This window comes from Psychrosphaera sp. (assembly GCF_982872775.1).
Genome location: NZ_CEYNSH010000007.1, coordinates 37,198 through 59,837, shown reverse-complemented (window position 1 = coordinate 59,837; position 22,640 = coordinate 37,198). Strand labels below are relative to the sequence as shown.

Annotated in this window: 19 protein-coding genes; 5 read left to right on the top strand and 14 right to left on the bottom strand. The window is 41.9% G+C overall.

The genetic code is table 11. From position 1 onward, the window contains the following. Positions 1-52 precede the first annotated feature (52 nt). The 6 genes from AC4E96_RS03585 to rpsB form a co-directional block, all read right to left on the bottom strand. Positions 53-919, bottom strand: a complete 867-nt coding sequence (locus AC4E96_RS03585; protein ID WP_488031912.1) for a phosphatidate cytidylyltransferase — start codon at positions 917-919, stop codon at positions 53-55. A gap of 19 nt (positions 920-938) precedes the next feature. Next, on the bottom strand, positions 939-1,706 hold the full coding sequence (gene uppS / locus AC4E96_RS03580; RefSeq protein WP_488031913.1) for a polyprenyl diphosphate synthase: 768 nt from the start codon (positions 1,704-1,706) through the stop codon (positions 939-941). 81 nt (positions 1,707-1,787) lie between these two features. Next, entirely contained in the window at positions 1,788-2,345 is a 558-nt protein-coding gene (gene frr / locus AC4E96_RS03575; RefSeq protein ID WP_488031914.1) for a ribosome recycling factor, read from the bottom strand. A 27-nt stretch (positions 2,346-2,372) separates the two neighbouring features. Further along, a complete protein-coding gene (pyrH, locus tag AC4E96_RS03570; RefSeq protein ID WP_488031915.1) occupies positions 2,373-3,101 on the bottom strand; it encodes a UMP kinase in 729 nt (242 codons plus the stop codon). A gap of 137 nt (positions 3,102-3,238) precedes the next feature. Then, a complete protein-coding gene (gene tsf, locus AC4E96_RS03565; protein WP_488031916.1) occupies positions 3,239-4,090 on the bottom strand; it encodes a translation elongation factor Ts in 852 nt (283 codons plus the stop codon). 138 nt (positions 4,091-4,228) lie between these two features. After that, entirely contained in the window at positions 4,229-4,954 is a 726-nt protein-coding gene (gene rpsB, locus AC4E96_RS03560) for a 30S ribosomal protein S2 (RefSeq protein WP_488031917.1), read from the bottom strand. 331 nt (positions 4,955-5,285) lie between these two features. Between rpsB and map the strand changes: the two genes are divergently transcribed. The 5 genes from map (at position 5,286) to AC4E96_RS03535 (ending at position 12,766) form a co-directional block, all read left to right on the top strand. Next, a complete protein-coding gene (gene map / locus AC4E96_RS03555; protein ID WP_488031918.1) occupies positions 5,286-6,077 on the top strand; it encodes a type I methionyl aminopeptidase in 792 nt (263 codons plus the stop codon). Between the two features lie 131 nt (positions 6,078-6,208). After that, positions 6,209-8,821 carry a [protein-PII] uridylyltransferase gene (glnD, locus tag AC4E96_RS03550; protein WP_488031919.1) on the top strand — a complete coding sequence of 871 codons (2,613 nt, stop codon included), beginning with the start codon at positions 6,209-6,211 and terminating at the stop codon, positions 8,819-8,821. Positions 8,822-8,841: 20 nt separating this feature from the next. Next, on the top strand, positions 8,842-9,672 hold the full coding sequence (dapD, locus tag AC4E96_RS03545) for a 2,3,4,5-tetrahydropyridine-2,6-dicarboxylate N-succinyltransferase (protein WP_490254926.1): 831 nt from the start codon (positions 8,842-8,844) through the stop codon (positions 9,670-9,672). A gap of 119 nt (positions 9,673-9,791) precedes the next feature. Then, the gene (locus tag AC4E96_RS03540) at positions 9,792-10,007 is read left to right on the top strand and encodes a DUF3820 family protein (RefSeq protein WP_488031921.1); all 216 of its coding nucleotides are present in this window, start codon (positions 9,792-9,794) and stop codon (positions 10,005-10,007) included. A gap of 371 nt (positions 10,008-10,378) precedes the next feature. After that, positions 10,379-12,766, top strand: coding sequence for a S8 family serine peptidase (locus tag AC4E96_RS03535; RefSeq protein ID WP_490254925.1), 2,388 nt, complete (start codon positions 10,379-10,381; stop codon positions 12,764-12,766). A 94-nt stretch (positions 12,767-12,860) separates the two neighbouring features. On the opposite strand, the gene AC4E96_RS03530 is transcribed toward AC4E96_RS03535, so the two are convergent. From AC4E96_RS03530 to infB, 8 genes are all read right to left on the bottom strand, one after another. Continuing rightward, complete coding sequence (locus AC4E96_RS03530; RefSeq protein WP_488031923.1) at positions 12,861-13,040, bottom strand: transposase; 180 nt, start codon at positions 13,038-13,040, stop codon at positions 12,861-12,863. A gap of 219 nt (positions 13,041-13,259) precedes the next feature. Then, positions 13,260-14,681 carry a hypothetical protein gene (locus AC4E96_RS03525; RefSeq protein WP_490254924.1) on the bottom strand — a complete coding sequence of 474 codons (1,422 nt, stop codon included), beginning with the start codon at positions 14,679-14,681 and terminating at the stop codon, positions 13,260-13,262. Further along, positions 14,659-15,570: a lipoprotein NlpI gene (gene nlpI / locus AC4E96_RS03520; RefSeq protein ID WP_488031925.1), complete on the bottom strand. Its 912-nt coding sequence runs from the start codon at positions 15,568-15,570 to the stop codon at positions 14,659-14,661. The genes AC4E96_RS03525 and nlpI overlap by 23 nt, the downstream gene beginning before the upstream one ends. A gap of 114 nt (positions 15,571-15,684) precedes the next feature. Further along, positions 15,685-17,784, bottom strand: coding sequence for a polyribonucleotide nucleotidyltransferase (pnp, locus tag AC4E96_RS03515; RefSeq protein ID WP_490254923.1), 2,100 nt, complete (start codon positions 17,782-17,784; stop codon positions 15,685-15,687). Between the two features lie 220 nt (positions 17,785-18,004). Further along, complete coding sequence (rpsO, locus tag AC4E96_RS03510) at positions 18,005-18,274, bottom strand: 30S ribosomal protein S15 (protein ID WP_208832862.1); 270 nt, start codon at positions 18,272-18,274, stop codon at positions 18,005-18,007. 152 nt (positions 18,275-18,426) lie between these two features. Then, positions 18,427-19,440 (bottom strand): tRNA pseudouridine(55) synthase TruB, encoded by a 1,014-nt coding sequence (truB, locus tag AC4E96_RS03505; protein WP_490254922.1) that lies wholly within the window; start codon positions 19,438-19,440, stop codon positions 18,427-18,429. A gap of 3 nt (positions 19,441-19,443) precedes the next feature. Continuing rightward, positions 19,444-19,851 (bottom strand): 30S ribosome-binding factor RbfA, encoded by a 408-nt coding sequence (gene rbfA / locus AC4E96_RS03500; protein WP_488031928.1) that lies wholly within the window; start codon positions 19,849-19,851, stop codon positions 19,444-19,446. Positions 19,852-19,997: 146 nt separating this feature from the next. Next, positions 19,998-22,634 (bottom strand): translation initiation factor IF-2, encoded by a 2,637-nt coding sequence (gene infB / locus AC4E96_RS03495; RefSeq protein WP_490254921.1) that lies wholly within the window; start codon positions 22,632-22,634, stop codon positions 19,998-20,000. Between the last annotated feature and the right edge of the window lie 6 nt (positions 22,635-22,640).

Below are 22,640 nucleotides of genomic sequence, written 5' to 3'. Positions count from 1 at the left end.
TACTGCTTACCCTTTACCTATCGTCTTGGCGGTCAGTCACTAAGGAACTGGCTTACAAATAAAAATGACTAAAGAAAACCAAGAACACCGGCATAGCCGCCGTCAAAGAGTCAATACGGTCTAATAAGCCGCCATGACCAGGTAAAATATTACCGCTGTCTTTCATACCCGCATCGCGTTTGATCATACTTTCGCTTAAGTCTCCAAACGCTGAAATAACACCGATAACCACGCAACAACTTGCTAGTAATAGCCAGTTTTGAAATTCGATATCTTGTTGCCATAACATCCAAAGAGTCAACAAAATCACCGCGACTATACCGCCGATGAGACCTTCGATGGTTTTTCCTGGACTCACATTTGGCATTAATTTGTGGCTACCGAATTTACGTCCGGCAAAATAGGCGCCAATATCCGCGGCCCAAACAATACTAAAAACAAATAAGGCTAACCAAGCGCCTGCATCTTTATCACTAAAGTAGTTCCATTCGCGGATAGTTAATAACGCTAGCCAAGCTGGGACAAGGGTTAAGTAACCGAACACGGCTTTAACAACAGGCTGATGCTGCCAAACACGGTTCCCACGTGGGTAAATAAGGACGAGAAAAGAACTGATGGTCCACCAAATACAGGCCAACACCATTATCCAATAATTATTTTCAGTTAAATTACCTTCCAATGTCCATAATTCAAACTTGAGGAACGCAGCGTATATCGCGGCGCCTGTAATTACCGTACCGAGGGCGTACAACAATTGATATTTAAACTGCTTAATTTCGGATAATTTGCTCCATTCAAAAGCGCCATAACCAAACACCGCTAGCGCAGCCCAAGCAAACCAATCAAAAGGCATCAAAAACAATGCCGCTAATAAAATCACAGCTAAAATAATTGCTGTCGTTACTCGTTGTTTTAACAAACTAAAATCCTATTTCTATTTAACCGTTTGACTTGATTTGTTCGCCAGTCAAACCAAATCTTCGCTCGGTTCCTGCAAATGCTTCAATTGCTTGAGCAAAGGCTAACTCATCAAATTCGGGCCAGTATACCGGCGTAAAAAACAGTTCCGCGTAGGCAGACTGCCAAAGTAAAAAGTTACTAATTCGAGACTCACCGCCGGTGCGAATTAACAAGTCCAGCTCTGGCTGTTCTGCCAGACTGGTATGTTCATTTATCATCGCCTCATCAATCTGGTTGATGTCTACCGAACCGGAAGCCACTTTTTGGGCAACTTGCTTGGCCGCATTGACCATATCCCAACGTCCGCCATAATTAGCCGCAACATTGAGTGTTAATCCAGTGTTTTGTGCTGTTAACTCATGGGCCTCAGCAACCTTGTTTTGAATTTTGTCACTAAAACCAGTGATGTCACCAATCACTTTTAATCTAACATTGTTTTTGTGCAACGTTTTGACTTCTTTGGTCAAAACCAACATAAACAATTCCATCAAACCGGATACTTCGTCTTCCGGTCGCTTCCAATTTTCACTGGAAAATGCAAAAAGAGTCAGGGATTTAATCCCTACTTTACGTGAAAATCGTACCGCTTCTCTTACTGAGTCTACACCCTTTTTATGGCCATAAACTCTTGGCATTCCTTTTTGTTGTGCCCACCGTCCATTACCATCCATAATGATCCCAACATGTTGTGGAATCGATTTAGAATAGTGCGTTAGGACTTGGTCTACAACGTCGCTCTTTGCCATCTTTTTCAAACCTACTTGATAATAAAAACGCCGCGAGGTAAGACTGCAACGGCGTTTTTATACTACTTGCTAGTAAATGGATTAAATTTCCATCAACTCTTTTTCTTTTGTTGCAAACATTGCATCGATGTTTTTCATCTTCGCATCTGTTAGCTTTTGGATTTCGTCTTCCGCTTGACGTGCTTCGTCTTCTGAAATCTCTTTGTCTTTTAACAACGCTTTAATATCACCATTTGCGTCGCGACGAATATTACGCACTGCAATACGACCATTTTCTACTTCGCCTTTAACCACTTTAACAAGGTCTTTACGACGCTCTTCTGTTAGTGGAGGAAGTGGAATACGAATAACCGTGCCTGCAGACATTGGGTTTAACCCTAGATCTGAAGTCAAAATCGCTTTTTCTACCGCTTGAGTTAATGACTTATCAAAAACCGTTAGCGCAAGCGTACGACTATCTTCAATCGTTACGTTGGCAACTTGGTTTAGAGGCGTGTCTGCACCGTAGTATGACACCTGGATACCATCTAGTAAGCTAGGGTGCGCGCGACCTGTACGAATCTTGTTTAATTGGTTTTGAAGAGCTTCAATGCTCTTGTCCATGCGTACATCAGCATCTTTTTGGATTTCATCTAACACAGTAAAATTCCTTCGCAGTTTTTCTGATTATTTGTCTAATTTGGTAACGATTGTGCCTTCTTCTTCACCCATAATGACACGTTTTAGCGCACCTGGCTTGTTCATGTTGAAGACACAAATTGGAATGCCGTGATCTCTTGCTAAAGTGAACGCAGCTAAGTCCATTACTTTTAATTCTTTTTCGATAACTTCTTGGTAATCTAATTCACGGTATAAGGTCGCCTCTGGATTCTTAACTGGATCATCCGAATACACGCCATCTACCTTTGTTGCTTTTAATACTACATCGGCTTCGATTTCAATACCACGTAAACAAGCCGCTGAGTCGGTAGTAAAGAATGGATTACCTGTACCTGCGCTAAAAATTACCACACGGCCACTCTTCAATAAACTAATACCTTCAGCCCAAGAATAGTCATCACACACCCCTTTTAGAGGAATGGCTGACATTAAGCGTGCGTTTACGTGTGCACGGTGAAGAGCATCACGCATCGCTAAACCATTCATTACGGTTGCAAGCATACCCATGTGGTCGCCAACGACGCGGTTCATACCAGCTTCAGCTAAAGGCGCACCACGGAAAATGTTACCACCACCTAACACTACACCCACTTGGATATCGTGCTCAACCAACTCTTTAATTTCTTGCGCCATACGGTCAAGAACCTTTGGATCAATACCAAAACCCTCTTCCCCTACTAACGCCTCACCGCTAAGTTTTAACAATATTCTTCTAAAAACTGGCTTCGTGGTCATTCCGGCTCCTGGTTTGTGATTTGATTAAGAGGTGCAAATTGCGGCGTATTCTATGTCAATTTTTGCGGTTTTACAAAACAAAAAAACCGTAACAGGTCGCCCCATTACGGTTTTTGTATCAGTCTAAAAAGCGTTTATTAAGCGTTTTTAGCTGCTTCGATTTGAGCTGCAACTTCAGCTGCGAAATCTTCTTCTTTCTTCTCGATACCTTCGCCAACTTCTAAGCGAACGAATGTAGAAACAGAAGCGCCTTTCTCTTTAAGCATGTCGCCAACAGATTTCTTAGGTTCCATGATGAAAGCTTGACCAGTAAGAGAGATCTCACCAGTGAACTTCTTCATACGACCAGTAACCATTTTCTCAGCGATTTCTTGAGGCTTACCTTCGTTCATTGCGATTTCAACTTGGATCGCTTTCTCTTTTTCTACAACTTCAGCTGGAACGTCTTCAGGGTTAACGAACTCAGGCTTAGAAGCAGCAACGTGCATCGCTACGTGCTTAAGTGTTTCAGCGTCGCCAGAACCAGCAACAACAACACCAATTTTCTCACCGTGACGGTAAGAAGCAAGCTCAGCACCGTCAACGTATGCTAAACGACGAACATTGATGTTTTCACCGATTTTAGCAACTAGTTGTACACGGTCTTCTTCGAACTTAGCTTGTAAGTCTTCGATTGTTGTTTTTGCTTCAGCTGCTGACTTAGCAACTTTAGTAGCAAAACCTAAGAAGCTCTCGTCTTTAGCAACGAAGTCTGTTTGACAGTTAACTTCAACTAATGCAGCAAAACCTTCACCGTTTTCGATGATGATTGTACCTTCAGCGGCAACGTTACCTGCTTTTTTAGCAGCTTTCGCTTGACCGTTTTTACGCATGTTTTCGATCGCTAAATCGATGTCACCGTTAGTTTCAGTTAGGGCTTTTTTACAATCCATCATGCCCGCGCCAGTGCGTTCACGAAGTTCTTTAACTAATGCAGCAGTTACTGCCATGGTCTTGTCCTCTAATTTGTACGGTTACCGCCTAATCGAGTTAGGCACTAACTTATATAATTTGGATTAGGGGCCATAATTATGACCCCTAGAAATTGATGCAATTATTAAATCGTTATGAACGATTTGTTACAACAATTAAGCTTCAGCTTCTACAAAATCTTCAGCTTGCGCTTCGATGTTGTTAGCACGACCTTCTTTAACGGCCGCAGCAACTGAGTTAGTGTATAACTGAATTGCACGGATAGCATCGTCGTTACCAGGAACAACATAATCGATGTTGTCTGGGTTAGAGTTAGTATCAACAACTGCAACTACAGGAATACCTAAGTTGTTTGCTTCAGCGATAGCAATGTGCTCGTTATCTGCGTCGATGATGAAAATCGCGTCAGGTAAACCGCCCATGTTTTTGATACCACCAAGGCTCTTCTCAAGCTTTTCCATTTCACGAGTACGCATTAAAGCTTCTTTTTTAGTTAGCTTTTCAAAAGTACCGTCTTCAGCTTGTGCTTCTAAGTCTTTTAAACGCTTGATAGATTGACGAACTGTTTTCCAGTTAGTCAACATACCACCTAACCAGCGGTGGTTTACGTAAAACTGATCACAAGCAATCGCAGCTTCTTTGATTGACTCGCTTGCCGCACGCTTTGTACCAACGAATAAAATCTTACCTTTACGCGCAGAAACAGACTTGATGAAATCAAGTGCTTCGTTGAACATAGGTACAGTGTTTTCTAAGTTGATGATATGAACTTTGTTACGTGCACCGAAAATGAAAGGTTTCATTTTAGGGTTCCAGTAACGAGTTTGGTGACCAAAGTGTACGCCAGCTTGTAGCATGTCACGCATAGATACGTTTGCCATTTTATAATCCTCTATTGGGGTTAGGCCTCCATATATCCCATTCTACCGACCAAGCCTAAGCTCAGCACCCCGGAGAACGTGTCGATATATGTGTGTTATTTAAATTAAAAGTTTATTTGCGGCGACTTTAAAAATTGGGTTACAACCCTTAAATCCAGACCGCGTTCTTATTAGTGCAAAAATGATTTAAGTAAAAACTCAAAAAACCTTTGTAAAAATAAGGCGCGCTTTATACCATAATAGGACTACAAAACACAACCAAATGGTCAAAAAATCGTTCATTTTTTGTTAGACTCGGTTGTTGTTCATCAGATTAAAAAGTGAGGGTTATATGGGTGCGGTAATTAAAACGCCAGAACAAATCGAAAAAATGCGTGTTGCAGGACGCCTTGCATCAGAGGTTTTAGAAATGATTGAGCCGCATGTGAAGCCTGGTGTTACTACCAACGAGCTAAACACGATTTGTCACAACTACATAGTCGATGTTCAAGGCTGTGTACCAGCACCACTTAACTATGGTCACCCTCCTTTTCCAAAGTCAATCTGTACATCGGTTAATCATGTGATCTGTCACGGGATTCCAGACGACAAACCTCTAAAAGAAGGTGACTGTGTCAACATCGACGTAACGGTTATTAAGGATGGTTTCCACGGTGATACGTCCAAAATGTTTTTTGTTGGCAAACCAACCATCATGGCCGAGCGTTTAGCCCGAGTGACACAAGAGTGTTTGTACAAAGCTATCGAGTTAGTGAAGCCAGGTTGCCGCTTAGGTGACATTGGTGCGGTGATTCAAAAACATGCCGAGTCTCATTCTTATTCAGTGGTTCGAGATTTTTGCGGACATGGTATTGGTGAAGGTTTCCACGAAGAGCCACAAGTCGTCCATTATGGTCGCCGTGGTACAGGCGAAGAATTAAAAGCGGGCATGTGTTTCACCATCGAGCCTATGATAAATGCTGGCACACACAAACTAAAAGTGCTGCCGGATCAATGGACGGCCGTAACAAAAGACCGCAAGTTATCTGCACAGTGGGAACACACTTTGTTAGTAACAGAAAATGGCGTTGAGGTGTTGACCTTACGCAGTGATGAGGACTTCCCACGAGTCATTTCACACTAATACACTATGAGAGCGATATTTTTATCGCTCTTTTTTTATGGCTTTAAGTCTTGGTGTTTTTTAGATGCGAGCTCCAATAGCTAGCCAGCCCAACGATTGAAATAAGGTTTGATTGTACAAAAGGAATTAAAGTGAAATCCAAGATACCAAACGAGCTATTGTCGCCACTTCCGCAACCCTTTGACCTGAACGTTTACAAGGCTAGATTAGAAGAATTTGCTCTTTGGAGCGCTCAACAATTTAATTTGATATCCGTCAGAAAGTTAGTTCAAGCTCGCGCGACGTTTGTCGACTTTGTTTTATTAAATGTATGGCAACATTGTCTGCTTCACGAAGAGAATGACGTTACTTTAATGGCCGTTGGTGGTTTTGGCAGAAGCGAATTGCATCCCGAGTCCGATATCGATCTATTATTGCTATCAAGCAAAAAGTTATCTTCATCGGCTAACGAAAAAATCTCTCAGTTTTTGACGACGTTGTGGGATCTTAAGTTTGATGTAGGACATTCGGTTCGCACCATCAAAGAATGTATTAATGTCGCTGCTGATGACATCACCATCGCAACTAACCTGATGGAACGTCGGCTGATTTGTGGTAACAAGATTAATTTTGATTCATTGGAAACCAAACTCACAGAGTCGGGTTTCATGTCTAGTAAAGCCTTCTATCTGGCAAAACGCGATGAGCAAGAGCAACGTCATGCTCGATATCATTCAACGTCGTACAATTTGGAGCCGAATTTAAAAGCCAACCCTGGCTGTTTAAGAGACTTACAAACCATCTCTTGGGTGGCCAAAAAACACTTCAACACCCAATATACCGCTGAGTTAGTCGAACATGACTACCTTTTACCTGATGAATATCAAGAGATGTTGGAATGTCGTGACTATTTGTGGCAAATGCGTTTTGCGCTTCATCTAGTCGCTGGCCGTAACGAAAACAGGTTGCTCTTTGATTACCAGCCCCAAGTAGCAGAGAAAATGGGCTTCGGTACCGATGGTAAGGCGGCGGTCGAGCGTATGATGAAGCGTTTCTTTCGAGTCGCTAGACGTGTCACCGAACTCAATACCATGCTGTTACAACGATTTAACTCCGCCATCTTAGGTAACGAGTCAAAGGTGACCATTATTGATGATGACTTTGCTCTTCATGGGCGTTCAATGTTGGTGCGCCACAACGATGTGTTTTTCTATCGAGCTAATATCATCAAGATGTTTATCTTGATAGCCGACCACCCTGAAATTGAAACGTTACACTCAGATACTATTCGTTTATTGCGTCGAGTTCGTCGTCGTTTAATGGGCGATTTGCACGACCTAGAAAAGTGTCGTAGTAATTTCATGACTTTTTTACGTCATCCAAATGCGTTAGGCCATGCATTCACTTTAATGATGCGCCACAGTGTATTGGCTTACTATATGCCTAACTGGCGACACATTGTCGGCCAAATGCAATTTGATTTGTTTCACGCATATACGGTTGATGAACATACACACCGACTTTTAAAAAACATTCACAGATATTCATTGCCAGAGTGTAAAGACGAATTCCCTATTTGTAGCGAGATTTACAAAAAACTAGATAAACCTGAGCTGTTAACTTTAGCCGGAATTTTCCACGACATCGGTAAGGGGCGAGGTGGTGATCACTCCAAGTTAGGAGCTATTGATGCAACCCACTTTGGTCGCTTGCATGGTTTACCTAACACTGACACCAAGCTAATTAGCTGGTTAGTGGACAATCACTTACTTATGTCAATTACAGCTCAAAAAAATGATATCTATGACCCTGGTGTTATCAACGAATTTGCCAAAAAAGTGCGTGATGAGAACCGCTTAAACAACTTATACTGTTTAACCGTTGCCGATGTTCGGGCCACCAATACTAATCTATGGAATGAATGGAAAAACACCCTTCTCGCTGACCTTTATCTTGCGACACAACGAGTCCTGCGCCAAGGCCTAGAAAATACCAAAGATATGCGTGAGACAGCCAAAGCCCACAAAGAGCAAGCTTTAGCTTTATTAGAACAAAAAGACCTAAACCTCGAACGCGCAGAACAGATTTGGAAACAGTTTAGGACGGTTTACTTTTCACGCCACAGTGCGCAACAAGTTGCATGGCATACTGAACATTTACTTGAACACAAACAGAGAACCAAAAAGCCATTAGTATGGCTTAGTGACCAAGCAGTTCGAGGTGGAACACAAGTTTTTGTATACACCAAAGATAGAGCCGGTTTATTTAAAGATATTGTATCTGTTTTCCATAATAAAAATGTCAACGTCGCCGATGCTCATATTCTTAATACAAAAGACGGATATTTAATTGATACCTTTATCATTTTGGATAAAGATAATGGCGTAATCACATCTGAACAAAGACGTTTGGATATAAAACAAACAATTGAGCAAGTCTTAACAGGTGAAATGTCAATAACACGCGCTCAAAAACGTGTACCTAGACAGATCAAACAGTTTAAGATTCCTGTCCGGGTTCGTTTTATGGATGCCAAGAGCAATAAACGCGACATGATGGAACTCACCGCGTTAGATAAACCTGGATTACTCGCAAAAATAGCTCAGATATTCTTTGATAATAATGTGCTGTTGTACTCTGCCAAAATCTCCACTAATGGTGAAAAGGCAGAAGATATTTTTAAGATTTCCACCGCTCATCGCGAAAAACTCGATGAGCAACAAAAACAAGATTTAGTCGAGGCTTTAACAGCCGAGCTTAGTTAACAAATGATTTAAGGATCCTCATGTCTGACCTACAATCCATCATAGAGAGTGCTTTTGACAATCGCGAAAGCATTACTCCTTCTACCGTAACTGAAGAAGTAAAATCTGCAGTTGAACAAGCTATCGAATTAATCGACAGCGGTGAAGCTCGAGTAGCAGAAAAAATTGCCGGTGAGTGGGTAGTTCACCAATGGTTAAAGAAAGCCGTTTTATTATCATTTAGAATTCGTGACAACGAATTAATGGATGGTGCAGAAACCAACTTCTGGGACAAAGTAGACAGCAAGTTCGCCAACTACACAGCTGAAGACTTTAAAGATCAAGGTATGCGTGTTGTACCACCTGCTACAGCGCGTAAAGGTTCTTACATCGGTAAGAACGTTGTCTTGATGCCTTCTTACACTAATATCGGTGCTTATGTTGACGACGGTACTATGGTTGATACGTGGGCGACGGTTGGCTCGTGTGCCCAAATCGGTAAAAACGTTCACTTATCTGGCGGCGTAGGCATCGGCGGCGTACTTGAGCCACTGCAAGCGAACCCTACGATCATTGAAGATAACTGTTTTATTGGCGCACGTTCAGAAGTTGTTGAAGGTGTTGTAGTTGAAGAAGGTTCGGTACTTTCGATGGGTGTTTACATCAGTCAATCAACGCGTATTTATGACCGTGAAACCGGTGAAATTACTTATGGCCGAGTTCCTGCGGGTTCTGTTGTTGTTCCTGGTTCTTTACCTTCAAAAGACGGCAGCCACTCTTTATACGCAGCTATCATTGTTAAGAAAGTTGACGCACAAACACGTGCTAAAGTTGGTGTAAACGCGCTACTAAGAAGTATTGAAGACGAGTAATAAACAGCTTTATTTATATATGTACAAAGCAGCGAACCATTCGCTGCTTTTTTATGGAACTTATTTATCATTTCCTTTTCTAATTCCAGAATCCAGAAGTAGGCCAAAACAACACTCTTATGAATCAACAACAGTTAATTGAAGCAATCAATACTCAAATGCCTTTTGGTAAATATGCGGGACGTAAATTGCTTCAACTACCAGAACCTTATTTAGTGTGGTTTAACAAACAAGGTTTTCCTAATGGCAAGCTCGGGGAGCAACTAGCTTTAGTTTATGAAGTAAAACTAAATGGATTGGAAGGAATGCTTAAACCTTTGTTAACTGAAGACTAAATATCTCGCCTACTTTTTACCCAATTTTTATACATATGTATTTAATTAACATTTTGTAATACTTTTTTGACATTAGTTTTTCTTATCTAAAATTTGATTAAACAAAAATCGAAACAAGCTAGTTATTTCACCACTCTTAGTTCAGAAAATATTTTTCAATTCGAACATCCTTTCTTCCGCTGGCCCACAGTAATACTTATTTAAAGAAAAATTTTTCTACAATTCTGCTTTTAAAAAAGATAGGTTCTTGTTCTGCGCTACCGGAAATACCTATCTAGAAGTTGGGTTTTAAGCGTAGGTCTCACGTCAAAGGATTGCATCTAATAATAAAACCGAACGCAATGATTCGGTAAAAATAGAGAACATGATAGATGACTAATACCAAAAATAAGACACCTGCATTGTCAGCCGTTGCTCTAGCAACAGCAGCAATAGTAGGCGCGGGCTCAGTTCAAGCAGCCAACCTCCAAGAAGTAGAAAAAAAAGCACACGTAGGCACAGCGTCTGAATTTGGCGCATGGAAAGCCAAGCAACGTGAAATGCTATTCGAAGACAAAACTGACCAATTTATTGTTGAGTATCTTGAAGGTGTAGATACTAAACGCGAAGTTAAAAAAATGGCTAAGCGCCTTCGTAAGGCCCTTAAGAAAAACAAATCAATTAAGCATAAACGTAAGCTTAAAAACAAAAAGCATATCTTTAAGCTAGCAAAGTCAATTAATCGCAAAGAGCGTAAAGCATTCCTAGATGCCATCCGCAAAGATAAGAACATCAAAGTTGCAGAGATGGATCCAGTCCGTTACTTAATGTCTGAGAATGTGCCTTGGGGTATCCCGAACATTCAAGCTGACCAAGTGTCTGATGCACAAGCGGGCAACATGACTGTATGTATCATTGACTCTGGTTATGAAGCGACAAACCCAGACCTAGCGGCAAACAATGCAACTGGTACAAATGATCCTGGCACAGGTAACTGGTACCAAGCTGGCGGCTCTCACGGTACACACGTAGCAGGTACGATTGCTGGTGTTAACAACAATGAAGGTGTTGTAGGCGTCCTTCCTAATACAAATGTTAATTTACACATCGTTAAAGTATTTAACGAAAGTGGCTGGGGCTATAGTTCTGACCTAGTTACTGCAGTTAACACTTGTGTTGATAATGGTGCCAAAGTTGTAAACATGAGTCTTGGTGGCCCGTCTGCAAGTAATGCGGAACGTAATGGCTTAGAAGCTGCTTCTGCACAGGGCGTATTATTAATCGCTGCATCTGGTAACGATGGTGACGCAAGCCTTTCTTACCCAGCGTCTTACGATACTGTTATGGCGGTAGGTGCGGTTGATGAAACTGGCAAGCACGCTGAGTTCTCTCAGTTTACTCCACAAGTTGAAATCGCCGGTCCTGGTGAAGCGGTATTATCTACCGTTGCTGGTGACGGACGTTTAGGTTCAATCACAGTCGGTGGCACAACTTGGGCGAATGACCGTGTTGTTCCTCAAACTCACTATGTTCAAAGTGGCTCTAGCTATGTGGTTCAAAATGTTAATGGCACAGCGAATGGTCAATTAGCAAGTTGTACATGGACAGGGTCTACTTACAACTGTTCAAACGTTGCAGGCAACATCTGTGTTGCTGAACGTAATGACAACCAAAAAGGCAGCAACTACCCAGAAATTAACCCAGCAAAAGCGTGTGCTGATGCTGGTGCATCTGGTGTCATTGTTTATAGTAATGCGGACCGTCCAGGTCTTCAAAACCCATTCCTTGTTGATGCGACAAACGCAGTAAACATACCTCATGTATCGGTAAACCGTGCATTAGGTCAAGAGTTGTTAGGTCGTTTAGGTCAAACAGCATCAATTACTGTTACGGCTAACCAAGACTACGCATATTACAATGGTACTTCAATGGCGACCCCTCACGTTGCCGGTGCTGCAGCATTAGCTTGGTCTAACAACATTTCATGTACTGCAGAGCAAGTACGTGCAGCGTTGAAAGCAACCGCTATCGACTTAGAAACTGCTGGTCGTGATGACAAAACTGGTTACGGTTTGGTTCAAACTAAAGCCGCTTCTGATTACCTAGCAAACAACTGTGGTGGCGGTACCACACCTCCTCCAACTGGTGGTTCTGAATTAACGAATGGTCAAGCGGTAACTGGCCTTAGTGGTTCAGGTGGTCAAGAGCTAGAGTTCACTCTTAATGTTCCAGCTGGTGCAACTGACTTATCATTCGCAATGAGTGGTGGTACAGGTGATGCGGACTTATACGTTCGATTTGGTTCAAGCCCTACGACTTCGACTTATGACTGTCGTCCATGGTTAAACGGTAACAGCGAAACTTGTAACATCTCAAATGTTCAAGCGGGTACATATTATGTAAAAGTTATCGGCTACACAGCATTTAGCGGCGTTAGCCTAACAGGCAGCTTCACTGAGCCTGCAACAGGTGGTCAAGGCTTCAGCACTACAGTAAACAACATCAGCGCTTCGCGTAACAACTGGAAGTACTACACAATTGATGTACCTGCAGGTATGTCTAGCTTTGATGTAAACACTTACGGTGGTTCTGGTGATGCAGACTTATACATCCGCTTTGGTGCACAACCTACAACGTCGGCATTTGATTGCCGTCCTTACAAAGGTGGTAATACTGAATCATGTTCAATCAGCAACCCAACTGCTGGAACATGGCACATCGGTATCCGTGCTTACCAAACTTACTCTGGTGTAAATATGGATGTTTCATATCAACCATAATGGTTAACCAGTAAAAATTTAAATGGTTTCTCCCAACCATTGATTTTTAAACCCTCCTCATGGAGGGTTTTTTTTGTCTTTTGTAAATCTGTTGTTAGCTAAGACGATTCGATTTACGCTTAGATGACTTGCTTTTCTTACGTTTTAATTTAACCCATTCATAGACACGCTTGTTTGATAAACCGTACTCTTGTGCAACGTCTGCGATAAGACGGCCACTCGCTGCGATTTCAGCTACAACCTGATGTTTTAATACTCGTTCATTGTCTAACATAATCATCTCCGGTTTTGTTCAATATCGAAAGATTGAAAGTTTCATGCCCAAAACATAACTATATGTTTTTAAACAACTATCGTTGCTGCAAGTCTTTCTTTGAACGCGAGTAATCACCATTATCGAGCAACTTTGCCCAACACAAGTGCACACTTCACTTTAGGGAGATTGAACGATATAAAAAAAAGATGACAACGATATGACGGTATTTATATTAAGTTAATCACTAAATATCATATGAAGGTAATCTTGAGTAAGTGGCGCATCAAAATACTCCATAACACTCGGTGCAGCTTGAGTTTTGTAGGCTTTATAGGCAGTGCCCTGACAGGTATTAGTCGGCCACAACGTTTGTTTAAAGGTAAGCTCTAGACTTTGTTGTGAGATAGAGTGTTTGGCAATCAATACATTTTTACCAGGCCAGTAAGGTATTTCACCTCGGCATACTATAGATTGCTGGTTTTTGCGCAGTGGATATTCATCAATAAGACCAGACCAATGAGCGAGCTCGTGAAGTAATAAATTAGTTTGAGCCTCTTCACTTAAAAACATCACATTTTCACGAACATTAGCAAGCCCGGACGCCACCATTACAATAGTGTATTTCTGCTCACTCAATGACGTTTCATATTGATTTAAAATAAACGACAACGCTTGCTGATCACAACTTGCTCTCATCAAGTTATCATTTTGACAAATAGCTAATAATCGTGGCTCAATGATCGGCTTAGTATAACAATACGGATTGCCTTGAAGGTTTGGGTATTGCGCTACAAGGCTGTCCAATGCTGTAGAAAGGTTTAAAAGCTTATTCGCCTGCGCATGGTTTCCCGCTAAAAGTAACACCGGAGAAGAGCACGAGAGAGGTTTATCGGGTGATTCCTGATCTATCCAATTTACTTTGTTGAGGTTGGTCTGATAAATAACTTCTGGGTCATTAAATAATTCAACTATTTGTTTTATATGGGTAAAGGATTGCGTTACGTCATTGTTACGAAACGGTTTTGCTCCTTGCGCTGTTTTGGGCGTTAAGATTGTGCGCACCGCATCACTATTTAAGAACACGCCTAACTGTTCAAACTTTTGTTCATTCAGTAATTGGTTCGCACGCAACATCAAAGCTTGCGGATGTTTGATTGACACCGCCCTTTCAAACCAAAAGTCCACGTCAATCTGACGAGTATTAGCCAGCTGGACTTGCGGAATTTTGATGTCACTGTAATGGTCAAGGTGCTGGCTATTATCTGAATTACTATTTGGCTTTTTATTTGAGTGACGATTTAGATTGCGCTGATGCCCAAGGCTATAACTCGCTGCTAGGTATTGATACCAATCCCAAATTGCATCTTTTTGTCCTTTCAAAGCGGCTTGTTTTAAAAAGTCTAACTCACCCGTTTGTAAATAAACCTGATAAGAGGCTTCAATATCTTGGTAATGGGCGGCCATAAACAAATAGCTGCCATCTTCAGCAAAATGTCGTTTTACTTCATCTTCTGAAGTAATGATCGTATCGGAGGGATTAACAAGAATAAGAAAGGCGACCAATATCGTTTTTAACGAAAAAACGATACGAGTCGCTAATGGATCGTTGTTCAATGAAAATGGATTCAACGCTGGATTAATTAATGAGGGAGGCCTCATATTGCAATCGCGCCTTTTCGTATAATTTGTTTAATTCTAACCACGCGTATTTGTATTCAACAAACTCGTGTACACCTGTAGATAACGCCAAACGGAAATAGTTTTTAGCTTTTTCATCATTACCATTATTGAGAGACATTTTAGCGAGGTAAAAATAGCCTTCACACAGACGCTCGGCCAACTCTCGCTGAGATGTTAAGTTTTTGCCCATATTGGTAATAAAAGTTTGCTCATCTAGGTTCCCTAACAACAAGTCGACAATATCAAACGACCAGTCAGTGTGATTGAGCTGAGTTGAGTTATACACCAGTCTCATTCTTGCCCCTTCTGCATCTGCTGCAAGCTCAGAAAAATACAACCAGATTGCACGGTACGGGTCTTGTGGCTTTTCAAAGTAAAATTGTTCAAAGTCTTCCATCGCTAGCTCGTTGCGACCGTAGTAATGCAATGCAATACCGCGATTGAGCTTAACGTACTTGTGCTGAGGATCAATTTCTAGAGCAGAGTCAAAAGCTTCAAACGCTTGAGCATACTGGCCCATCAGTGTCAGGTGAATACCGATAAAGTTATAGGCATCGGCAAAATCAGGTTTGTGTTCTAACGCACGGCGAAAATCTAATTGTGCTAAAGAGCGAAGCCCTAGGCTGTCATACATTACACCACGGTCATAGAGTAACTCGGCAAGTTTTTCTTTTTCGAGCTGAGCGTGATTAATAATTTGAGTTAGTTTGGCAATCGCTAATTCGCTTTTATAATCGACACGCAACGGCTCAGAAATAACGACATCATTCACATAGTGTGGCTCACTATTTGAAGGGACTTTATCAGTTGTCGCACAACCGCTTAAAAACAATGTCGCGGCAATTAGCATTAGGCCAGCAAATTTCATGGTTACTCCTTTTCTTAACGTCTTATTAATACCATAAAACGCCTACTAAAAATAAGTGTGGCACAAAAAAAGAGAGCCGAGGCTCTCTTTTAGATCGAAAACGTATAAAAGTTATTATTCAGCAGATGCTTCTACTGCTTCTTTCATACTTAGACGTACACGGCCTTGACGGTCGATTTCAAGTACTTTAACTTGAACTTCTTGACCTTCAGATAGTACGTCAGCCACATTCTCAACACGCTCTTGAGAGATTTGAGAAATGTGAACTAAACCATCTTTACCTGGTAGTACGTTTACGAATGCACCGAAGTCTACGATACGTGCAACTTTACCTTGGTAAGTCTTACCTACTTCTAGGTCAGTAGTTAATTGCTTAACGCGAGCGATACACGCTTCTGCACTTGCACCATCAGTCGCAGCGATTTTAACTGTACCATCGTCTTCGATTTCAATCGTTGTACCCGTTTCTTCAGTAAGAGCACGGATAGTTGCACCGCCTTTACCGATAACATCTGCAATTTTCTTCTGTGGAATCTTAACTGTGTAGATTCGAGGCGCAAATTGAGACATCTCTTCACGGTGACCGCCAATCGCTTCGTCCATAACACTTAGAATGTGTAAACGAGCCGCTTTAGCTTGAACAAGTGCCTTGTCCATGATTTCACGAGTGATACCTTCAATCTTGATGTCCATTTGAAGTGCTGTGATACCTTCTGAAGTACCCGCAACTTTAAAGTCCATGTCACCTAAGTGATCTTCGTCACCAAGGATGTCAGAAAGAACTACGAAGTTGTTGTCGTCTTTCACTAGACCCATCGCGATACCAGCAACAGATGCTTTGATTGGAACACCTGCATCCATTAGCGCAAGAGATGAACCACAAACAGACGCCATTGAAGAAGAACCGTTAGATTCTGTGATTTCTGATACTAGACGAACCGTGTACGGGAACTCTTCTTGAGTAGGCATAACAGCAGCAACACCGCGCTTCGCAAGACGACCGTGACCGATTTCACGACGCTTAGGCGAACCAATCATACCTGTTTCACCAACACAGTACGGAGGGAAGTTGTAGTGCAACATGAAGTTGTCACGACGCTCGCCTAATAGTGAGTCGATGATTTGTGCGTCACGTTCTGTACCTAATGTAGCAGTAACGATTGCCTGAGTTTCACCACGAGTAAATAGTGAAGAACCGTGAGTACGTGGCAAAATACCAGTCTTAACGTCAAGTGCGCGAACCATGTCTGGGTCACGACCATCGATACGCTTTTCACCAGCTAAGATGCGAGAACGTACAACGTCTTTCTCTAAGTCGTGAACTAATTCTGAGATTTCTTTCTCGTTGAATTCTTCTTCGCTTAGTGTTTCTTCTAATTTAGCAATTGTTGCTTTCTTAACTTCACCAACGGCGTCGTAACGAGCCATTTTGTCAGCGATTGAGTAAGCCGCATCGATGCCTTCTTTTGCTAACTCAGCTACTTTTGCTTTAAGGTCTGTGTTTTCTTCTGGCGCTGACCATTCCCATACTGGGTTGCCAACTTCAGCAGCAAATTCGTTGATTGCCGTTACAACTTTCTGCATTTCGTCATGGCCGTATACAACCGCACCTAACATTGTCTCTTCAGACAATACAGCTGCTTCAGATTCAACCATAAGAACCGCATTTTCAGTACCAGCAACAACTAAATCTAGGTCGCTAGTCTTTAATTCTGTTTGTGATGGGTTAAGAACGTATTGACCGTCAACAACACCAACACGAGCAACACCGATTGGGCCGCTAAATGGAATACCAGAGATTGAAAGCGCTGCTGATGCACCGATCATTGCAACTAGGTCTGGTTGGATTTCAGGGTTTACAGAAACAACGGTACAAACTACCTGTACTTCGTTTTTGAAACCTTCTGGGAATAATGGACGAATTGGACGGTCGATTAGACGTGCAATTAGTGTTTCTTCTTCTGAAGGACGACCTTCACGCTTGAAGAAACCGCCTGGGATTTTACCCGCAGCGTATGCTTTTTCTTGATAGTTAACTGTTAAAGGGAAGAAGTCTTGACCTTCTTTCGCTTCTTTTTTACCAACAACTGATACAAATACAGATGTGTCGCCGATGCTTGCCATTACAGCAGCAGTAGCTTGACGTGCGATGACGCCCGTTTCTAGAGTGACCTCGTGCTGACCATACTGGAATTTTTTAATAATTGGAGTCACGTTTTTTTCCTTTCATTGCGATTTGGCTGTTTTCTTTGAGCGCGGTTTATATCGAGTACATTTAACTTCACATGCACTCACGCCGACCAAATCTATTATTTTCATATAAGTTCGCGGCATATTATACGTAGGTCAATATCTAATGCCATTAAAATTAAATGACAGGCACAAAAAAAGGAGCAATAAATGCTCCTTTTTCTATTTTCGGAAATCCGAAATATTAGCGACGTAGACCTAAACGCTTGATCAAGTCATTGTAACGCTCAAGGTTTTTACCTTTTAAGTAGTCTAAAAGGTTACGACGTTGGCTAACTTTACGTAAAAGACCACGACGTGAGTGGTTGTCTTTCTTGTGGCTAGCAAAGTGGCCTTGTAGTTTGTTGATGTCTGCAGTTAATAATGCAACTTGAACTTCAACAGAACCAGAATCTTTTTCGTTCGCACCAAATTCAGCTAAGATTGCTGCTTTTTCTTCAACGCTTAGTGACATAAGTCTCTCCTAAAAATAATAAATGTGGTTGTAGCCGATCACTAACTCAGCCACAACAGGATGCTCTTGCTTTAACACGAGTTCAAAACAAGAGCGCGCATTCTACCTAAATCAAAGCTAAATTCAAGCTAAATCAAAGTTAAATTCAAGTGTTATTCGCCGCTTGGTACTACAACCAATCGTTTTACTTTCACTTCGTTTTGAGAGAAAGCAACAACACCAGCAAACTCATTGTCTTCTTTGCTAAAGACAATTAACTCTGCTTCTGGGTCTTCGTGTAATTTGGCTTCAAAAATCGCTTGGTTTGCTAATACCATGTCTTCATTCAATGGTACTGTTTGACCAAACCTTAAGGTTTGAATGTCTTTTGTGGGTAGAACTAATTTAGGTAAACCAATTAGTGCAGTTTCCATCGGTAATAAATGGCTGTCTAACTCAGAATAATCAACACCGCTATAACGATCGCCTTCAACCTTTAAAGACTCATCAAGATTACTGTCTTTTAAATGTTGAATTTGGTCGAGGGTTAACATTTTATCACTCGGATAGTTAGCCACTTGAGTACGTCGTAAAACTTTAACGTGAGCACCACAACCAAGTAATTGCCCGAGATCATCAATTAGCGTTCGAATGTAAGTACCTTTCGAACAACGCACCTGGAAATCAGCTTCATCACCACGAAAGTCCAACAACTCAAATTCAAAAATCGTAATAGGTCTCGCTGCGCGTTCTACCGTAATCCCCTGTCTAGCAAGTTTGTACAACGGCTGACCATTGTGTTTTAACGCAGAAAACATAGTTGGGACTTGTTGAATGCCACCCGTCAATGTTGCCTTGAACTTTTCAATTTGTTCAACCGATATGTCAACCGGACGCGTTTCTACAATCTCACCATCAGCATCACTAGTGTCAGTGCGCTCACCAAATTTAGCCGTTACAAAGTAACTCTTGTCTGAGTCTAATAAGTACTGACTAAACTTTGTGGCTTCACCTAGACAAACCGGCAACATTCCCGTTGCTAGTGGGTCAAGTGCCCCCGTATGACCTGCTTTGGCCGCACCATAAATGGCTCTTACTTTTTGTAAAATGTTGTTTGATGAGTCGCCTTGTGGCTTATCAACTAACACGATACCGTTAATTGCACGGCCTTTACGTTTGCGTCCCATCGATTAGTCGTCCGCGTCTTCTACTGGGTTTTCACCTGATTCGGCACGGCGGTTTTTGTCTTTGTTGATGGCATCATCAACTTTCCTCGACATTTCAATACCGGTAACTAAGCTGTTGTCATACTCAAACTTAACCTCAGGTACGATTCGAAGACGCATGCGCTTGCCAATTTCAGAACGGAAATAACCACCGGCTTTATTTAATATTTCGATGGTTTCTTCTATTTCTTCACCTTCTTTACCAAAGAAAGTAACAAACACAGTTACGTATGCTAAATCTTTAGATACCTCTACGGCTGAAACTGTAGTCCAGCCTACACGAGGATCTTTAAAATCGCGTTGTAAGATCATCGCGATTTCTTGCTGCACTTGTTGTGCAACTCTATCTGTTCTCGAAAAGTCTCTTTGCACTTTTCTCTCCTAAAGTAGTCTAATCAAAAGGTTGGTCTACCTAATGAATTATTACAAACTCAACTTTTAAGCTTGTTGTAATATTGAATCACAAAAAAGGGGCTCGACGCCCCTTTTTCTCAATTACCTAGGCGTTGTCTCTAGGCTTATAGAGTACGTTTAACTTCAACGATTTCGAAGACTTCAATCATGTCTCCAACTTTAACATCGTTGTAGTTCTTAACGCCGATACCACATTCCATGCCGTTACGAACTTCTTGTACGTCGTCTTTAAAGCGACGTAGTGACTCTAGTTCACCTTCGTAAATAACAACGTTGTCACGTAGTACGCGGATTGGGTTGTTACGTTTAACGTTACCTTCAGTAACCATACAACCCGCAATCGCACCAATCTTAGGCGATTTAAATACGTCACGTACTTCAGCTAGACCGATGATTTCTTGCTTAAATTCTGGTGCTAACATACCTGACATCGCTTGCTTAACTTCGTCAATCAAGTCATAGATAACGCTGTAATAACGCAAATCAATGTCTTCTTGTTCCATTAGACGACGTGCACTTGCGTCGGCACGAACGTTAAAGCCAACAACAATCGCATTAGATGCTTGAGCTAGTGATGCGTCAGTCTCAGTAAGACCACCTACACCGCTACCAACGATGTTAACTTTAACTTCATCTGTTGAAAGTTTAGCTAATGAATCTGAAATCGCTTCCAATGAACCTTGTACGTCTGTCTTAAGAACGATGTTAAGTTCTGAAACATCACCTTCTTCCATGTTTGCAAACATGTTTTCAAGTTTTGCTTTTTGCTGACGTGCCAGTTTCACTTCACGGTATTTACCTTGACGTGCATTCGCTACTTCACGCGCTTTACGCTCATCGCGAACAACAGTCGCTTCGTCACCTGCTTGAGGCACACCAGAAAGACCTAAAATCTCTACTGGGATAGATGGGCCAGCAATTTGAATCTCTTTACCGTTCTCATCTTTCATCGCTTTAACACGACCGTATTCAAAACCACAAAGAACGATATCGCCGCGCTTAAGCTCACCTTCTTGAACAAGTACAGTAGCAACTGGACCACGACCTTTATCAAGACGTGATTCGATTACAACACCGTGCGCCGCACCGTGGTCAACCGCAGTAAGCTCTAGTACTTCAGCGTTTAAGCTGATTGCTTCTAGAAGTTCTTCAATGCCTTGACCCGTTTTGGCTGATACATGAATAAACTGTGTATCGCCACCCCAATCTTCAGGGATAACATCAAGAGCAGATAGTTCGTTTTTAACACGATCTGGGTCAGCTGTTTCTTTATCGATTTTGTTAACCGCTACGATTAAAGGAACGCCAGCCGCTTTTGCGTGCTGCACCGCTTCTTTAGTCTGAGGCATAACACCATCATCCGCAGCAACGGCAAGAACAACGATATCTGTTGCTTTAGCACCACGTGCACGCATTGATGTAAACGCCGCGTGTCCAGGAGTATCTAGGAACGTGATCATGCCATTGTCAGTATCTACGTGGTAAGCACCGATATGCTGTGTAATACCACCGGCTTCGCCGTCTGCAATGCTTGCCTTACGGATGTAATCTAGTAACGATGTCTTACCGTGGTCAACGTGGCCCATAACGGTTACAACTGGTGCACGTGTTACCGCCTCACCTTCACCTGATTCACGGTTCGCTAATAAGGTCTCTTCTAATTCATTTGATTTAGTAAGAACAAACTTATGACCCATTTCTTCTACCACTAGACTCGCAGTCTCTTGGTCAAGAACTTGGTTGATGGTTACCATTTCGCCCATCTTCATCATTTGCTTAACAACTTCAGCGCCTTTTACGGCCATCTTGTTTGCAAGCTCTGCAACAGTGATTGTCTCACCAATTTTAACAACTTGTTCTACCGGAGCTGCAGGCTTTTGGAAAGCATGTTGGTTCTTAGACTGCTTGCCTTTTTTACGACGACCAGAGCCATCATCACCTTGAGCTGACTTTTTCTTATTCTTACGACGAGATTTTTTCTCTTCTTGCTTGTCTTGGTCATCTTCAGCTAGCTGAGCATAAACAGAGCTATGAACGTGAAGATCTTCTTCTTTTTCGTGCTCTAATTTATATTTACGCTGTGCTTCCGCTTCTTCCCACTCTTTTGCTTTTTCTTCAGCAAGTTTACGAGCTTCTTCTGCAAGCTTAGCCGCTTCTTCTTCAGCTTTCTTAAGCGCTTCTTGCTCAAGAGCTAGACGAATACGTTGCTCTTCCGCTGTTTCTTCTTTAACAGCTTTCTTTTCAGCAGGCTTTTTAGCTTGTGTCGCTTTTGCTTCTGCTTTGCGCTTTTCTTCAGCTTCGCGTTTGGCTTTCGCTTCTGCTTCACGCTTCGCTTTAGCTTCTGCTTCGCGCTGAGCTTTTTCTTCCGCTTCACGCTTTGCTTGTTCTTCAGCTTCGCGTTTTGCTTTTTCTTCAGCTTCAGCGATAGCCGCTAACTCTTCTGCACTACGCTTTACAAAAGTACGCTTTTTGCGAACTTCTACTTGAACGTTTTTCGACTTACCTGAGCCGCTATTTACACTCAATGTGCTTTTGGTTTTGCGCTGCAGAGTCATTTTTTTCGGCTCTGCGCCTTCGCCACCGTGTGCTTTGCTCAAGTGGTCAAGTAATTGCTTTTTCTCAGCTTCATTAACCATATCACCAGCAGACTTTTTAATACCTGCTTCGGCGAATTGTGAAACCAGCTTCTCAACCGGAGTACCCACATCTTGGGCTAGTTTATCTAAACTAACTTCTGTCATATTTCT

Bases quoted from the DNA above. Each gene is read 5' to 3' on its own strand.
- uppS (WP_488031913.1), bottom strand. From the start codon at position 1,706: ATGGCAAAGAGCGACGTTGTAGACCAAGTCCTAACGCACTATTCTAAA.
- pyrH (WP_488031915.1), bottom strand. From the start codon at position 3,101: ATGACCACGAAGCCAGTTTTTAGAAGAATATTGTTAAAACTTAGCGGT.
- tsf (WP_488031916.1), bottom strand. From the start codon at position 4,090: ATGGCAGTAACTGCTGCATTAGTTAAAGAACTTCGTGAACGCACTGGC.
- rpsB (WP_488031917.1), bottom strand. From the start codon at position 4,954: ATGGCAAACGTATCTATGCGTGACATGCTACAAGCTGGCGTACACTTT.
- map (WP_488031918.1), top strand. From the start codon at position 5,286: ATGGGTGCGGTAATTAAAACGCCAGAACAAATCGAAAAAATGCGTGTT.
- dapD (WP_490254926.1), top strand. From the start codon at position 8,842: ATGTCTGACCTACAATCCATCATAGAGAGTGCTTTTGACAATCGCGAA.
- AC4E96_RS03540 (WP_488031921.1), top strand. From the start codon at position 9,792: ATGAATCAACAACAGTTAATTGAAGCAATCAATACTCAAATGCCTTTT.
- AC4E96_RS03535 (WP_490254925.1), top strand. From the start codon at position 10,379: ATGACTAATACCAAAAATAAGACACCTGCATTGTCAGCCGTTGCTCTA.
- AC4E96_RS03530 (WP_488031923.1), bottom strand. From the start codon at position 13,040: ATGTTAGACAATGAACGAGTATTAAAACATCAGGTTGTAGCTGAAATC.
- AC4E96_RS03525 (WP_490254924.1), bottom strand. From the start codon at position 14,681: ATGAGGCCTCCCTCATTAATTAATCCAGCGTTGAATCCATTTTCATTG.
- nlpI (WP_488031925.1), bottom strand. From the start codon at position 15,570: ATGAAATTTGCTGGCCTAATGCTAATTGCCGCGACATTGTTTTTAAGC.
- rpsO (WP_208832862.1), bottom strand. From the start codon at position 18,274: ATGTCACTAAGCGTTGAAGAAAAAGCAGCAATCTTAGCTGAATTTGGT.
- truB (WP_490254922.1), bottom strand. From the start codon at position 19,440: ATGGGACGCAAACGTAAAGGCCGTGCAATTAACGGTATCGTGTTAGTT.
- infB (WP_490254921.1), bottom strand. From the start codon at position 22,634: ATGACAGAAGTTAGTTTAGATAAACTAGCCCAAGATGTGGGTACTCCG.